Annotated in this window: 16 protein-coding genes; 9 read left to right on the forward strand and 7 right to left on the reverse strand. The window is 73.2% G+C overall.

Annotated elements, in window-relative coordinates; all coding sequences use genetic code 11:
- Nucleotides 1–9: 9 nt before the first annotated feature.
- The 5 genes from ACGF5O_RS17120 to ACGF5O_RS17140 all read right to left on the reverse strand — a co-directional run bounded on the left by ACGF5O_RS17120 (nucleotide 10) and on the right by ACGF5O_RS17140 (nucleotide 6,392).
- Nucleotides 10–1,932: a copper resistance protein CopC gene (locus ACGF5O_RS17120; RefSeq protein ID WP_393810691.1), complete on the reverse strand. Its 1,923-nt coding sequence runs from the start codon at nucleotides 1,930–1,932 to the stop codon at nucleotides 10–12.
- A 148-nt stretch (nucleotides 1,933–2,080) separates the two neighbouring features.
- Entirely contained in the window at nucleotides 2,081–2,851 is a 771-nt protein-coding gene (locus ACGF5O_RS17125; protein WP_393810692.1) for an SDR family NAD(P)-dependent oxidoreductase, read from the reverse strand.
- Nucleotides 2,848–3,321, reverse strand: a complete 474-nt coding sequence (locus ACGF5O_RS17130; RefSeq protein WP_393811082.1) for a cupin domain-containing protein — start codon at nucleotides 3,319–3,321, stop codon at nucleotides 2,848–2,850. Before ACGF5O_RS17130 ends, ACGF5O_RS17125 begins: the two co-directional genes overlap by 4 nt.
- Nucleotides 3,308–3,976, reverse strand: coding sequence for a GNAT family N-acetyltransferase (locus ACGF5O_RS17135; RefSeq protein ID WP_393810693.1), 669 nt, complete (start codon nucleotides 3,974–3,976; stop codon nucleotides 3,308–3,310). Before ACGF5O_RS17135 ends, ACGF5O_RS17130 begins: the two co-directional genes overlap by 14 nt.
- A complete protein-coding gene (locus ACGF5O_RS17140; protein ID WP_393810694.1) occupies nucleotides 3,969–6,392 on the reverse strand; it encodes a penicillin acylase family protein in 2,424 nt (807 codons plus the stop codon). The genes ACGF5O_RS17135 and ACGF5O_RS17140 overlap by 8 nt, the downstream gene beginning before the upstream one ends.
- A gap of 145 nt (nucleotides 6,393–6,537) precedes the next feature.
- Between ACGF5O_RS17140 and ACGF5O_RS17145 the strand changes: the two genes are divergently transcribed.
- The 4 genes from ACGF5O_RS17145 to ACGF5O_RS17160 all read left to right on the forward strand — a co-directional run bounded on the left by ACGF5O_RS17145 (nucleotide 6,538) and on the right by ACGF5O_RS17160 (nucleotide 8,771).
- Entirely contained in the window at nucleotides 6,538–7,158 is a 621-nt protein-coding gene (locus ACGF5O_RS17145; protein WP_393810695.1) for an HhH-GPD-type base excision DNA repair protein, read from the forward strand.
- Between the two features lie 103 nt (nucleotides 7,159–7,261).
- Nucleotides 7,262–7,912, forward strand: coding sequence for an HdeD family acid-resistance protein (locus ACGF5O_RS17150; protein WP_393810696.1), 651 nt, complete (start codon nucleotides 7,262–7,264; stop codon nucleotides 7,910–7,912).
- 327 nt (nucleotides 7,913–8,239) lie between these two features.
- Nucleotides 8,240–8,584, forward strand: coding sequence for a hypothetical protein (locus ACGF5O_RS17155; RefSeq protein WP_393810697.1), 345 nt, complete (start codon nucleotides 8,240–8,242; stop codon nucleotides 8,582–8,584).
- Between the two features lie 58 nt (nucleotides 8,585–8,642).
- Nucleotides 8,643–8,771 carry a hypothetical protein gene (locus tag ACGF5O_RS17160; RefSeq protein ID WP_393810698.1) on the forward strand — a complete coding sequence of 43 codons (129 nt, stop codon included), beginning with the start codon at nucleotides 8,643–8,645 and terminating at the stop codon, nucleotides 8,769–8,771.
- A 98-nt stretch (nucleotides 8,772–8,869) separates the two neighbouring features.
- Here the strand turns inward: ACGF5O_RS17160 and ACGF5O_RS17165 are convergent, their stop codons facing one another.
- Entirely contained in the window at nucleotides 8,870–10,495 is a 1,626-nt protein-coding gene (locus ACGF5O_RS17165) for a helicase HerA-like domain-containing protein (RefSeq protein WP_393810699.1), read from the reverse strand.
- 112 nt (nucleotides 10,496–10,607) lie between these two features.
- Here ACGF5O_RS17165 and ACGF5O_RS17170 point away from each other — a divergent pair, with 112 nt between their 5' ends.
- Nucleotides 10,608–10,904: a type II toxin-antitoxin system VapB family antitoxin gene (locus ACGF5O_RS17170; RefSeq protein ID WP_003999914.1), complete on the forward strand. Its 297-nt coding sequence runs from the start codon at nucleotides 10,608–10,610 to the stop codon at nucleotides 10,902–10,904.
- Between the two features lie 111 nt (nucleotides 10,905–11,015).
- Nucleotides 11,016–11,672 (forward strand): LytR C-terminal domain-containing protein, encoded by a 657-nt coding sequence (locus tag ACGF5O_RS17175; RefSeq protein ID WP_393810700.1) that lies wholly within the window; start codon nucleotides 11,016–11,018, stop codon nucleotides 11,670–11,672.
- A gap of 237 nt (nucleotides 11,673–11,909) precedes the next feature.
- Here the strand turns inward: ACGF5O_RS17175 and upp are convergent, their stop codons facing one another.
- Nucleotides 11,910–12,545, reverse strand: coding sequence for a uracil phosphoribosyltransferase (upp, locus tag ACGF5O_RS17180; protein WP_393810701.1), 636 nt, complete (start codon nucleotides 12,543–12,545; stop codon nucleotides 11,910–11,912).
- Nucleotides 12,546–12,661: 116 nt separating this feature from the next.
- Between upp and ACGF5O_RS17185 the strand changes: the two genes are divergently transcribed.
- The 3 genes from ACGF5O_RS17185 (at nucleotide 12,662) to tadA (ending at nucleotide 14,325) form a co-directional block, all read left to right on the forward strand.
- A complete protein-coding gene (locus ACGF5O_RS17185) occupies nucleotides 12,662–12,868 on the forward strand; it encodes a hypothetical protein (protein ID WP_393810702.1) in 207 nt (68 codons plus the stop codon).
- A 441-nt stretch (nucleotides 12,869–13,309) separates the two neighbouring features.
- Nucleotides 13,310–13,837 (forward strand): hypothetical protein, encoded by a 528-nt coding sequence (locus ACGF5O_RS17190; protein WP_093501063.1) that lies wholly within the window; start codon nucleotides 13,310–13,312, stop codon nucleotides 13,835–13,837.
- A gap of 56 nt (nucleotides 13,838–13,893) precedes the next feature.
- Nucleotides 13,894–14,325 (forward strand): tRNA adenosine(34) deaminase TadA, encoded by a 432-nt coding sequence (gene tadA / locus ACGF5O_RS17195; RefSeq protein ID WP_393810703.1) that lies wholly within the window; start codon nucleotides 13,894–13,896, stop codon nucleotides 14,323–14,325.
- Nucleotides 14,326–14,389 lie beyond the last annotated feature (64 nt).

Genomic DNA, 14,389 nt, shown 5'->3' on the forward strand with positions numbered 1-14,389 from the left:
CCGGCGCCGCTAGGCGGCGATCCGTATCTTCTTCGTCACCGTCACCTGGTCCAGGTCGGACACCCGTACCGTCACCGCCATCGTCCACTCGCCCGCGATCGGGAGGTTGACGGAGTCGGCCGCCCAATAGCCGCCGCGGTCGGTCACGTTGGCGGGGAGCGGGCCGATCTTCTGGGCGTCGAGGGTGAAGGAGAGGCGGAGTTCGGGGACGGCGGAGATGCCGCCGTCGGGACCGAAGACGACCGCCTGCACGGAGTTCCCGCCGACCCGGCCCGGGTCCAGGGTGATCTGCACCTTGCCGTGGCCGTTCGGGGTGCCGACGTCGAAGGGGACCGTGGCGACGGAGGCCGCGGGGATGCCGGTGGTGACCGACGCCGTCCCCTGCTCGGCCGCCTCGGCCGCGGCCCGGCCGGGCAGGGTGCCGGTGAGGATCGTGGTGATGCCCAGGACGGCGACGCCGACCGCGACTTCGGCGAGCACCGAACGGCGCAGGGCGGCCTGGTGGCGGCCGGCCGGAGTGGTGGGAGCGCCGGGAGTGGTGGGAGCGCCGGGGGCGGCGGGAGGCTCGTCGAGGGGCGGTGCGTCCGCCCCCTCGGCAGGTGGGGCCGGTGCGTCCGCGGGGGCGCCGACCGGCAGCGGGACGCGGTCGGGGGCCGTCACGGCCGGGGTCGGCGACGCCAGTTTCGCCGTCCAGCGACGGGACTGGGAGGCGGCCGCCAGCAGCATGGTCACCGCGGCGAGTTTGAGGAGGAGGAACCTCCCGTACGACGTGTCCGTGAGGGCCTGCCAGGAGCCGAGGCCGCGCCAGGACTGGTAGACGCCGGTGACGACGAGGATCGTCACCGAGACGAAGGCCACGCGGGAGAAGCGGGTGACGACGGCGGCGGGCAGCGGGATCGCGGAGCGCTGGAGGGTGATGAGGAGGGCCCCGAGGCCGCCCATCCAGAGCGCCATCGACAGCAGGTGCAGGACCGACGACGTCATCGCCAGCGGGACCTGGATCCCGGCCGAGGCGTGCTCCGCCGCCGCCCAGGTCAGGGCCAGGGCGACGGCGAGGGCGGCGGCCGTGGCGAGCAGCGGCCGGGACGGGCCGTCGCGGCTCACGCGCTTGCGGAGCAGGAGGTACAGGGCCGCGGTGAGCGCCAGCAGGGCCACCCTGGCCAGCAGGGCCAGGCCGGGGCGGCCGGTCGCGGACTTGGCGAGGGCGGAGAGGTCGAGGGCCGCCGCCGGGGAGGTGCCCTCCTCGTACGGGGAGCGCAGGACGAAGAGGAAGAGGGTGGCGGCGAGCAGCGCCCACCACGCCGTGCGGACCGGGGTACGCAGCGGGGCGGGGTCCGGCGGACGGCAGACGGCCAGGAAGGCGACGGCGCCTGTCAGCAGGGCCACGGCGAGGTACGCGACGTAGCGGCCGATGTTGTAGAGGCTGCCGGTGAGCGGGTTCTCGACGGGGCCGGTGGAGACGGTCGCCGTGGTCGCCGACGGCTTGCCCACGGAGAAGGTGAGGGCGCCGGAGACGGGGTGGCTGTCCGCCGAGACGACCCGCCAGGCCACGGTGAACGTGCCGGTGCCCAGCTTCTTCGGGAAGGTGATCCGGGCGGTGTCCGAGCCGGCCGGGCCGTGTTCGGCCTCGCCGGTGTCGACCCGGTGGTTGGTGGGGTCGTACACCCGGAACGAGTCGTCGAGCAGGCCGACGGACTCGGTGAAGGTGAGGGTGACCGACCCCGGCGACGACTTCAGTACGGCGCCGTCGGCGGGGTCGCTGCCGCGCAGGGCGGCGTGTGCGGAGGCTGGGGCGGCCGATGCGAGGAGGAGGGCGGTGAGGAGGGTGCCGATCAGAGTGAGCGCCCGTAGAGCCCTGTGCCTGGTCGGCGTCGACCGCCGGCCGTGTTCTTCGCCCACGTCACCGTCCTGAGTTCGGAAGCACACGTTCATGTGTCATACGGATGGGAGGTGCTTGGCACTCATTGTGTCTGCGGGTGGGTGGGGGCTGGTGGGGGCCGGTCGCGCCCGCGCGGCGGAGCCACATATGGATATGGCCCCGCGCCCCTTGCGGGGCGCTTCAGTGCGGGTTGCTGAAAAGTCACCACGTAGGGCGCGCCGACACCCCTCCGTCGACCACCAGGTCGTGGCCGGTGATCCAGGATGCGAGGGGTGAGGCCAGGAAGAGCACCGCGTTGGCCACGTCCTCGGCGGCGCCCAGGCGGCCCGTGGGGACGGCCTCCTGCCACCGCCGTACCCCCTCCGGCCAGGCCTCCGCCAGGCCTTCCCGGTCGATCAGGCCCGGGGAGACGGAGTTGACGCGGATGCCGGAGGGGCCGTACTCCAGGGCCGCCGATCTCGCGTGCATGACCACCGCCGCCTTCGCCGCGCTGTAGTGGGCGTGGCCGGCGGCCGGGTGGGTCGCCTCGATGGAGGCGATGTGGGTGACCGTGCCGCCGCCGGGCTGGGCCCGCATGATCTCGGCGGCGGCCTGGGTGCAGGCGAAGACGCTGGTGAGGTCGGTGTCGACGACCGCGCGCCAGTCGGCCGCGGTCATGCCGGGCAGGGGCTGTACGGGCTGTACGGCCGCGTTGTTGACGAGGGCCGTGAGGCGGCCGTCGCCCCACTCGGCGGCCTCGCGGACGACGCGGTGGCAGGTCTCCTCGTCGCTCAGGTCTCCCTGTACGACCATCGCCCTGCCGCCGTTGGCCACGATCTCCGAGGCCGCCTCCTGCGCCGCCCGTACCGCCGTACGGCAGTGCACGGCCACCGCCGCGCCCTCCTCCGCCAGGCGCCGGGCGATGGCCCGGCCGATGCCGCCGCTCGCGCCCGTGACCAGGGCGGTCTCTCCGTCCAACAGGTGGTTCGTCATGGACGGCAGAGTTCCGTGATGCGGGCGGCTTCGGACGGGTAACGCGCCGTGAGGTGGTCCGCGTTCCCGTGCTCGTACCCCTCGAAGGTGAATCCGGGGGCCATGGTGCAGCCGAAGAGGGTCCAGGCGCCCGGGGCCGCCACCCGGGCACCCATCCAGGTGCCGGCCGGGACGGTCAGCTGGAGGTGCTGGCCGCCCCGCAGGTCGGGGCCGAGGACGGGGGTGCGGGTGGTGCCGTCGGGGGCGAGGAGCAGGAGGTCCAGGGGGTCGCCCAGGTAGAAGTGCCAGATCTCGTCGGTGGGGAGGCGGTGCAGGGCCGAGTAGTCGTCGGCGGTCAGGAGGACCACGATCGCGGTGCCCTCGGGGCGGCCGTCGGCGCGTGCGGGACCGGACCAGGTCTCCCGGAACAGACCGCCCTCGCGGGGGATCGGCTCCAGGCCGTAGTGGGCGATGAGGTCATCGGGGGTCAGCGTCGGGGAGGACATTCGGGAAGGCTACCGGCCGAGGGAGAAAAGCCAGTTGAGCCCGCTTTTCGGGCAGGTGGACGTCGGGGAGGTCGAGTTCCGGGAGGACGACGACCGGGCCGAGCTCGAAACCCTGGCGCCGGAAGCGGGCGATCGCCTTCTCGTTGCGGACGTCGGGGTCCACGACGACGCGGTGCCGGTCGAGCGCGAGCAGGACGTACGCCGTGAAGGCGGTCAGCAGGGCCTCCGTCCAGCCGGGTCGGGGGCCCTCGGGTCCGGCCGGGGCGAGGAGGACGTGGACGCCGATGTCGCCGGGGCGGACGTCGTAGCACTCGCTCACCCGGTCGGCCGCCGGCTCGTACGTCTGGAGGAGCCCGACCGGGGTGCCGTCCTTCTCTGCGAGGTGGGCGTGGTGGGTGTCGAGGGTCGCCATGTGGGCGTAGATCTCGGCGACCTGGGGGCGGGTGAGGCCGGTCATGCCCCAGAAGACGGCGCGTTCCGCGTCGGCCCAGGTGTGGACGACGGCCGCGTCGCGCGCGGGGTCGAGGGTGCGGAGCCGGACGGTCCCGAAACCGGGGACGGTGTGCTCGAAGACGGGGGCGGGGGCGGGGGTGGGGACGGGGGTGGGGACGGGGGCAGGGGCGGGGGGCTGCTCAGCCATCGTTCTCGGTCTCCTCTACGAGGTCCAGGCGGTCCCAGTCGGTGACGACCGGGGCGAGTTCTCCCTTGAGCCACAAGGGGAGTTGGTCGGTGTGGTGGGGTGCGCCGGGGACGCCGTCCGCGCCGAGCGGGACCACCCACAGGCTGTCGTCGCGGCGGGCCAGGTCCCAGACGTAGCGGGCGGCCGGGCCGCGCGCGGAGCGGTCGGTGAGTCCGGGGACGGCGGAGGTGCACAGCACGCAGTCGTGGTCGCCGGACAGGGCCGGTCCGTCGTACGGCGCCGGGTCGGGCAGCGCCTGCCAGGGCGCGAGGCGGTGGGTGTCGCCCCAAGTCCCGGTGGGCGGTTCGGCGGCGACCTCCTCCACCGCCGCGCGTACGACGGCGGGACGGTCGACGCCGTACAACTCCTCCGCCCGCAGCAGGTGTTCGAGGGCGAAGGCGATACGGGGGGTGAGGGCCAGCCAGGGAAGCAGGACCTCGGGGTGGGCCGGGGATACGGCGAGCGCGGCGAAGGCGGGGTGGGCGGCGAGGTGCCGTACGACGGCGGAGCGTACGGCCGCGTAGGCGGCGGCATCGGTGCTGCCGGCGTCCATCCGGCGGTCCCAGGCGAGGAGCCGGTCGCGGAGCGCGGCGGCCTCGGGGGTGAGGCCGTCGAGGGCGGCCAGGCAGTCGAGGAGGGGGGCGGCGGAGGCGAGGTGGGTGTCGGTGTGGATCACGGGGAGCCCGGCGGCAGACCAGGTGCGGCGCTCGTCGAGGAGGGCGCGGATGCGGTCGGCGCGGTGGGGCGGGGCGAACTCGACGCCGAGGGGGGTGGCCGGGCCGCGCTGGTTCGCCATCACGGCGACGCCGTCGGTGAGGTCGCCGTACGGCATCTCGTGCCAGCCCTGCCAGTCGTGGCCGGGGAGCCAGGCGGGGGCGAGGCGGGTGCGGTTGGTGTGCGAGCGGACGGGGACGCGGCCGGCGACGCGGTGCAGGGTGCCTCCGGCGGTGTCGGCGGCGTGGACCACGTTGACCGGCTCGGTCCAGGCGTCGAAGGCGCGGTCGACGTCGGTGACGTTGCGGGCGCGGAGCAGCGGAAGGAGGGCGCTGAAGCCGAGGTCTCCGGTGACGCGAGGCGGATACCTGAACGCCAACACCTCGGCTCCGCCATCGGCGTCTCCTCCCCCACCCGCACCACCCGTGCGGCTTTCGTGGTCGGGCGCGGGTGGCCCCTGCGGAGGCTGAGCGCCGTCGGCGGCTGCCGCAAGGCGCCCGGTGGCGGGACCGGCGGCTCGTGGGAGCGGAGACGTGCGGCCTTCGTGGTCGGGGGCCGGCCGCCCCTGCGGAGGCAGAGCGCCGTCGGCGGCTGCCGCAAGACGCCCGGTGGCGGGACCGGCGGCTCGCGAGAGCGGAGACGTGCGGCCTTCGCCGTCGGGGGCCGGTGGCCCCTGTGGGGGCTGAGCGCCGTCGGCGGCTGCCGGCAGGCCGTCGCCGTTCGCTGCTGCCTCCGATGTCTCCCCCGGGCCTCCGGTGATGACCGGGCCCCGGGGTGTTTCGAGGAGTTCGATGTGTAGTGGGGGGTTGCCGGAGATGTCAATCGTCTCCGTGTGGCGGGTGGTCGGGGTCCAGGTGCCGTCGGGGGCGAGGGCCTCGACGGCGGTTTCCGTGCGCCGCAGGCGCTCCCGGTACAGGTCCTGGTAGTCGGCCATCGCGTTGGTGATGGACCAGGCGACCGTGCCCGTGTGGGCGAAGTGGGCGATGCCGGGGATGCCCGGGACGGCGAGGCCGACGACGTCGAACTCCGGGCAGGAGAGGTGGATCTGCTGGTAGACCCCGGGCGCCTCGATGAAGCGGTGCGGGTCGCCGGCGAGGAGGGCGTGACCGGTGGTGGTGCGGGAACCCGCGAGAAGCCAGCCGTTGCTGCCGGCGGTGGCGGGACCGTCCGTGGCGAAGAGCGGTATCGCCTCCTCGCCCAGGTGCCGTATCGCCTCCTCGCGCCACAGCTTGGCCGGGAAACCGGCGAACAGGATGTGGGTGGCCAGCCAGATGCCCAGGGGGTGCCACGGCTCCCAGGTGCCGGGGGTCAGGGCGGTGCGGGCGAACTCCGGCGTGCGGGCGGCGCCGGCCGGCAGGCCCTCGTTGACGCCGGCCACGTACGCCCGTACCCACTCCGCCGTCTCCGGGTCCCGTCTCTCCAGCGCCTCGAAGCAGCGCCGCGCCGTGTCCGCCAGCCGGGCCCGGCGGGCGAAGACGTCCCACGCGACGGCCGGGGCACCGAGGAAGGACGCCGACGTGCCCTGCGCGCGGTGCCGTTCCACCTCCAGCTGCCAGGCCCGGTCCCGGGCGGTGACCCGGCCCTGCGCGCGGGCGAGTTCAAGTGCGTCGGCCGCCCGCAGATGCGGGATGCCCCAGGCGTCGCGGTACGTCTCGATGGTCACCCGGTGACCCCCTTGTCTGAGGTTAGCCTTACCTAAGCTGAATCGCGGAGGAATCGTACGCGAGGGGTGAGGGAGCCGAGGAGGCCGGGGGAGGGCGGGCGGCGGCGAGCGCGCGGCGGCGGTCCCGGCGCGGGATCATCGAGCCATGGACGCCAACGCCGACTCCCCCGCCCTGCACCTCGCCCAGGACCCCGAGGCCGACGAACTCCTCAGCCGCAGCAGGCTCGCCGCGCTCACCGGCATGCTGCTCGACCAGCAGGTGCCGATGGAGTGGGCGTTCAAGGGGCCGGCCACCATCGCCCGGCGCATGGGCACGGACGACCTCGACGCGCACGAGATCGCCGCCCAGGACCCGGAGGCGTTCGCCGCGCTGCTCTCCGAGAAGCCGGCCGTGCACCGGTACCCCGGCTCCATGGCGAAGCGGATCCAGCAGCTGTGCCAGTACCTCGTCGAGCACTACGACGGTGACGCCGAGGGCATCTGGCGTGACGTCGACAGCGGGGCGGAGCTTCTCGGGCGGCTCCAGGAACTGCCCGGGTTCGGGAAGCAGAAGGCACAGATCTTCCTGGCGCTGCTGGGGAAGCAGCTGGGGGTGACGCCGACGGGGTGGCGGGAGGCGGCCGGGGCGTACGGGGAGCCGGCGGCGTACCGGTCGGTGGCCGACATCACCGGGCCCGAGTCGTTGGCGAAGGTACGGGCCCACAAGCAGGAGATGAAGGCGGCGGCGAAGGCGGCGAAGACCGCGAAGGGCGGGGCCAAGTCGTAGGCGGGGCGGGCAGAGCGGCCGGGGGCCGCGGTGGGCCGCCGGGCGTCATCCGATCAGCCTCTCCCTGCTGGCACGTCCGCCGCCCCCGGTCTCAGCTGGAACCATGACCGAGCCCCCCAGCACCGGCCCCTCCGACGACGACCGCAAGGCGCACGCCACCGGCACCGCCCGGCATGAGCCCGAACCGCCCCTCGAGGGACCGCTGCACGCCCTCTCCCGGGCCGCCTGGCAGATCGTCCTGCTCACCGGGATCGCCTCCCTGATCCTCGGCGTCCTGGTCCTCGTCTGGCCCGGCGCCTCGCTGCTCGCCGCCGGCGTGCTCTTCGGCATCTACCTGCTGATCGCCGGTGTCTTCCAGCTGATCGCCGCGTTCGGCACGCACCGGTCGACCTCGCTGCGCGTGCTGGCCTTCATCAGCGGCGCGCTGATGATCGTGCTGGGCCTCTTCTGCTTCCGCGGCCCGCTGGAGTCGATCCTGCTGCTCGCCCTGTGGATCGGCATCGGCTGGCTGATCCGCGGGATCACGCAGACCATGGCCGCCGTCTCCGACTCCCGGATGCCGGCGCGGGGCTGGCAGGTCTTCCTCGGCATCGTCACGTTCGTCGCCGGCGTCGTGCTGATCGTCTCGCCGTTCAAGTCGGTCGCGGTACTCACCCTCGTCGCCGGCATCTGGCTGGTCGTCGTCGGCATCGTCGAGATCGTCACGGCCTTCGGCATCCGCAGCCGCGCCAAGCAGATCCCACAGACCCTGTGAACGCCGGAGGCTCCGCGCACGCGGGCCTCGCACACGCGGGCCTCGCACACGCGGGCTTCGCGAACACGGGCTTAGCGAACGCCGGCCTCGTCAGCGCGGGCCTCGTGGACGCGGGCCTGGCGTGCGCGGGCCTTATGGGCGCGGGTTTCGTGAGCGGCGTGGGCTTTGCGAGCGGCGTGGGCTTTGCGAGCAGCGCGGGCCTCGCGAGCAGCGCGGGCTTTGCCACCCCCTCCGTTTCGTCAACCTCGCGCCTCGTAGGTACGCCGAGCGAGCGGATCTCGCGTCCCGCGCGATGAACACCGCCCACTCCGTGGGGAGATGACCGGTATGAGCAGCGGTCTCCCGGCCGGACGTCGCCCACGGTCAGGCCCCACCTGGCCGCGGTCGCTCGTGCTGCTGCTCGTCCTGCTGCTGGCCGGCGGCCCGACGGCGGCCGAGGCGCTCGCCGCGGCCGCCCCGGCCGTCTCGGCGGAGACCGTCGAGCACGACGTCCCCGACATCCCGCTGCGGCCACCCGTCCGCACCGTCCACCGCGCCGACGTACCCCAACGCCCCGCGCCGCTCCCCGACCCGGCGCCCGCCGGCCAGGCGGACCCGCACCGCCCTTCCCCGACGGCACCCCGTCCGCCGTACGCCACGCCCCTCCTGCGCACCGTGGTCCTGCGCTGCTGACCGACCGGCCTGTCCCGCACTCCCCCAGGTCAGTCAGCTCTACGCAAGGAACACAGTCATGCCCTCAGACCCGTATGCGGTCCTGCGCGCCCTGCTGCGCGCGGAAGCCGTCCGCAGCATGCCCAAGCCGGAGACGAAGACGGCCGAGCCGCCGAGGCCTCTGCCGCAGGACGAGAAACGCGGTTGATCCCGCGGAGTTGAGCCGGTGCTGAACCGGAGTTGAGCCGGAGCTGAACCGGTGCAGCACCGGAGTTGAGCCGGGTGGCCCGACCGCGGGCGCCCGGCTCACCTGCGCCGGCGGGCCGTACCGAACAGCGACCGGGTGATCTCGCGGCCGAGTTGCGTGCCCACCGACCGGGCGAGGGACTTGAACATCCCGCTGCCGACCACCTGCTCGACCAGCGACGGCGGTTCCTCCCTGCGGGCTTCGGGGGCCTGCGGCTCGGCCGGCGTCCGCTGCAGTTTCTCGTACGCCGACTCCCGGTCCACAGCCTGTGCATAACGTCCGTGCAGCGTGGACCCCCGCACCGCCGCGTCCAGCTCCGCCGCGTCCACCGGCCCCATCAGCGACTCGGGGGCCCGCAGCCGGGTCGCCGCGACCGGTGTCGGGGCGCCCGTCTCGCCGAGCACGGTCACCACCGCCTCGCCGGTGCCGAGCCCGGTGAGCAGTTCCGCCAGGTCGTACGACGACTTCGGGAACGTCTGCACGGTGGCCCGCAGCGCCTTCTGGTCCTCCGGGGTGAAGGCCCTGAGCGCGTGCTGGACGCGGCTGCCGAGCTGGCCGAGGACCTCGGCCGGTACGTCCTTCGGGGTCTGCGTCACGAAGAAGACGCCGACCCCTTTCGAGCGAATGAGGCGCACGGTCTGCGTGATCGAGTCCAGGAACGCCTTCGAGGCGTCGTCGAAGAGCAGGTGCGCCTCGTCGAAGAAGAAGACCAGCTTCGGCTTGTCGGCGTCGCCGATCTCGGGGAGGTCGTGGAAGAGGTCGGCGAGCAGCCACATCAGGAAGGTGGAGAAGAGGAGGGGTTTGTCCTGGACGGCGGGGAGTTCGAGGACCGAGACGATGCCGCGGCCGTCCGGTGCCGTACGCAGTAGGTCGGCCGTGTCGAACTCCGGCTCGCCGAAGAAGTCCGCCATGCCCTGGGCCTCGAAGGCGGTGAGCGAGCGCAGGATCACCCCGGCGGTGGCCGTCGAAAGGCCTCCGATGTCCTTCAGCTCCGCCTTGCCCTCGGCGGAGGTGAGGAAGGCGACCACCGCCCTGAGGTCCTTGAGGTCGATCAGCTCCAGGCCCTTGGTGTCGGCGTAGTGGAAGATCAGGCCGAGGGACTGTTCCTGGGTCCGGTTGAGCTGGAGCACCTTGGCGAGCAGCAGCGGGCCGAAGCTGGTGACCGTCGCGCGGACGGGGATGCCGTGGCCGAGGCCGCCGAGCGCGAGGAACTCGGCGGGGAAGCCGGTCGCCGTCCACTGCTGGCCGACCTCGGCCGCCCGCCCCTCGACCCTGTCGTTCGCCTGCCCGGGCCGCGCGACGCCGGACAGGTCGCCCTTGACGTCCGCCAGGAACACCGGGACGCCGTGCGCCGAGAGCTGCTCGGCGATCAGCTGGAGCGTCTTGGTCTTGCCTGTGCCGGTGGCGCCGGCGACCAGGCCGTGGCGGTTGAGCATGGCGAGGGGGATGCGGACCTGCGCGCCGGGAAAGCACCGGCCGTCCCGGAGTACGGCGCCGAGGTCCAGCGCCTGACCGGCGAAGGCGTACCCGGCGGCGATCCCGGCGACCACGGGATCGACGACGGCCGCGGGATCGGCGACGGCCGCGGGATCGGCGATGGCCGCGGGGTTCTCGACGCCTGCGGGTTCCTCGGCACCCGCAGGGTCCTCGACGCCCGCTTCGTCGGCGTCACCGGCACTCGTCATCGGACCCCCTGTTCCCGTTTGGCCCACTTGATGACCTTTACGGTGTCTTTTCCAGCGTCGCACTCGGTCGCCATGGCTGCGCCCGGAACGTCTGGACCGGTAGGCTTTCCGTGTGATCTTCAAGCGCATCGGAAACGGCCGGCCGTACCCCGACCACGGCCGGGAAAGCACCCGGCAGTGGGCGGACGTCGCGCCGCGCCCGGTCCGCCTCGATCAGCTCGTGACGACCAAGGGGCAGCTCGACCTGGAGACCCTCCTTGCCGAGGACTCGACGTTCTACGGCGACCTCTTCGCGCACGTCGTGAAGTGGCAGGGCGACCTGTACCTGGAGGACGGGCTGCACCGCGCGGTCCGCGCCGCCCTGCAGCAGCGTCAGGTGCTGCACGCGCGCGTGCTCGAACTCGACTGACACCCGCGCGCCACCCGGCATTTGCCGCCGGTTGCCCCTTTCGGGTTGGACCGGGCACCGTCGGATGATCATCTATTAGTCAACGCACCCGTGGCGCACTACGCTGCGCTCATGAGCATGCTGACTCCCCCCGGCATGGGCGGCCAGTACCGGATCACAGGGGACAAATACCCTCGCATGCGCCCGCGCCGGCGGCGTGCCCGGCTCGTCCTCTCCGTGGTCGCCTCCGTCACCGCGCTCGGCCTGGTCGGCTGGGGCACCCTGCAGCTCATCGACGTCTTCACGGGCGGCGGCGGGACGGCCTCGGCGGCCGGCGCGGCGGGAGACTGCGTCAAGCAGGCCGCCGCCAGCCCGAGCCCCGCGGCCGGCGCGTCGGCCGCGGTCTTCCCGAAGCCGGCCCAGATCACGGTGAACGTCTACAACGCCACGACCCGCACGGGCCTGGCCAAGGACACCGCGGACGAGCTGAAGAAGCGCGGCTTCAAGATCGGCGACGTCGGCAACGCGCCGGCGAAGTTCGACCAGAAGGTCAAGGGCACGGCGATACTGCTCGGCCCGGCCACGGCCCTGAAGACCTCGCTCCCGGTCCTGGCCACCCAGGTGACGGCGGCCGACCAGCGCACGGAGGCGGGCCGCAAGGGCGCCACCGTCGACCTGATCATCGGCAACGCCTTCAAGACCCTGACCCCGCAGGCCACGGCCACCAAGGCCATCACAGCCCTCTCCGCCCCGAAGCCGACGGCATCGACCGCGAAGAAGAGCTGCTGAGAGCGGGACACCGCCGGACACCGCCGTCGTGGCTGATCACCGTTGCGGCGGCCAAAGAGACAGAAACGGCAGCGCATCACCACAGCCGCGAGCACGTGGAACAGAGGGGCCGGTAGGCGCCCCGTCAGGGGCGCGGGGAACTGCGCGACCAGCCACCGCGAACCCGCAGTCGCCCACGGCCTCCGGCACTCCCGGGGCGGCGCCGAAGCGCACGCCCCGCAGGGACGGAACCGACGGCTACTCGGCCGCCCCGTACAGCCGGTCCCCCGCGTCCCCCAGCCCCGGCACGATGTACCCGTGCTCGTTGAGGTGGTCGTCCACCGCCGCCGTCACCACCGTGACCGGCGTCCCCGCCAGCTCCCGCTCCATGAGCTCGACGCCCTCGGGCGCGGCCAGCAGGACCACCGCCGTCACGTCGTCCGCACCGCGCCGGATGAGCTCGCGGATCGCCGCGACCAGCGTGCCGCCCGTCGCCAGCATCGGGTCCAGGACGTACACCTGGCGCCCGGAGAGGTCCTCCGGCATCCGCGAGGCGTACGTGGACGCCTGTAGCGTCTCCTCGTTGCGGATCATGCCCAGGAAGCCCACCTCGGCGGTCGGCAGCAGCCGGACCATGCCGTCCAGCATGCCGAGCCCGGCCCGCAGGATCGGCACCACCAGCGGGCGCGGCCGGGCGAGCTTGACGCCGGTCGTGGCGGCCACCGGGGTCTGGATGTCGACGGCCTCGGTCCGCACGTCCCGCGTCGCCTCGTAGGCGAGCAGGGTGACCAGTTCGTCGGCGAGCCGCCGGAACGTCGCGGAGTCGGTGCGCCGGTCGCGCAGCGTGGTGAGCTTGTGGGCGACCAGAGGGTGGTCGACGACGTGGAGACGCATGTCCACAACAGTAACCGCGCCCCCTCACACCTCGCGCACGCCCGCGCTCGCCCGCCCTGGCGTCAAACCGCCCATCCGGGGGAAAGTGGAGGTGTCGGACTGGGGGTGATGCGGCCGTGTCCGAGCTTCCCGGGCCGCCCGAACGGCCGGACCGTGCGTACGGCGCGCCCGAGGGTGAGACGGAGACCGAGCGGCGCCGCCGCCGGGCCCGGTTCCTGCGCGAACTCGCCGAGGCACGGGCGCTGCGCGACCGGGTCCAGCCCCGCCGCGCCAAGGCCGCGCGGCTGCGGCACGCGATGCGCATGCGGACGTTCCGCTGGTAGGAATCGGCAGGAACTGCGGGAACTGCGGGAACTCACAAGTCCGGCAGGAGCCCGACAAGACCGGCTGGAATCCGCAGGACTCGCCAAGAGTTGGCAAGACTCGGCAAGAGTCGTAAAGCCGATCCTTCGGCAAAGATCCACTCCTTGTGGCGCGTTGCGGTCCGTCACGGGGAAGGCCGTGCGTGGGCCGCGGGAAAACCCGCGTACGATCCGCAGGTGGCGGCAACGAGTGCGCTGGTGACTGCGTTGACGGACGCATGGATGGCTCTTTGCATACGTGCGATCAAAACTGCCAGACACAGGGAGCCGAAGACGTCCCCTGAACGCCTTGTTTCTGCCACGATTCCGAGTGGGCGGGGCTCGGAGCACAGCTCTCCCCGCCCAGAACCTCCGCCGGGGGGACCCCCAACCGGCACGCCTAAGACCAGTGGGAGAGTCACGGTGTACTTCGCCGCACTGCTCGCGCGCACCGAAGACGGGTGGGAAGCGAGCGACACAGAGCTCGACGATGTGGAGACCCTGTCGGACCTGGCCGACCTGGCCCGGGAATCGGCCTCGGAGGCCGACGACACGGTGCTCGTCTTCATCGAGCAGGAAGACGCGTGGTTCGGCGTCGTGCGCGTCGACGGGGAGGAGGACCCCCGGGTCTTCGTCTCCAACGCGGCCGCCGCCGCCCGCAGCTCGTACGGCGAGCTCCTGCTCACCGACGAACTGCTCGGAAGGGAGCCCAAGGACGACGCCGACGACCTGGACGCCCTCGACCTCGACGGCACCGAGGACGGTGAACCGGACGCCGAGGAGGACGACGACGCGGACGGTTCCGCCGTGCCGGCCGGCCCGGTCGGTGACGCCGCGATCCTGGACGACCTGGGCGTGAGCGCGAAGGAGCTGCTGACCCTGGACGAGGACGCGCTCGGCGAGATCGCCGAGGCCCTGGGCGCCTCCGACGTCCTGGAGACCGTCCGCTGACCCTCCACGAGGCCCCCGGGTCCCCGGACCCGGTACGTGACCGCTGGCGGGCCGCGATGCGGCTCGCCCTGGACGAGGCCGGCCGGGCCGTACGGGGCGGGGACGTCCCCGTCGGCGCCGTCGTGCTGTCCCCGGACGGTACGACGGTCCTCGCGGCCGGGCACAACGAACGCGAGGCCACCGGCGACCCCACCGCGCACGCCGAGGTGCTCGCCCTGCGCCGGGCCGCGGCGGCGCTGGGGGAGTGGCGGCTCACCGGCTGCACCCTGGTCGTCACGCTGGAACCCTGCACGATGTGCGCCGGCGCCCTGGTCCTGTCCCGGGTGGACCGGGTCGTCTACGGCGCCCGTGACGAGAAGGCCGGCGCCGCGGGGTCCCTCTGGGACGTCGTCCGCGACCGGCGTCTCAACCACCGCCCCGAAGTCGTCGAGGGCGTCCTCGCGGACGAATCCGCCCGCCTCCTCACGGACTTCTTCCGCACCCGCTGAGGCACCTTCCCCGGCCTCCGCATACCGATTTCGGAGCAGGGCCCACGGTGCTGTAAGGTCTCCC

The organism is Streptomyces sp. NPDC048291, assembly GCF_043201715.1.
GTDB lineage: Bacteria > Actinomycetota > Actinomycetes > Streptomycetales > Streptomycetaceae > Streptomyces.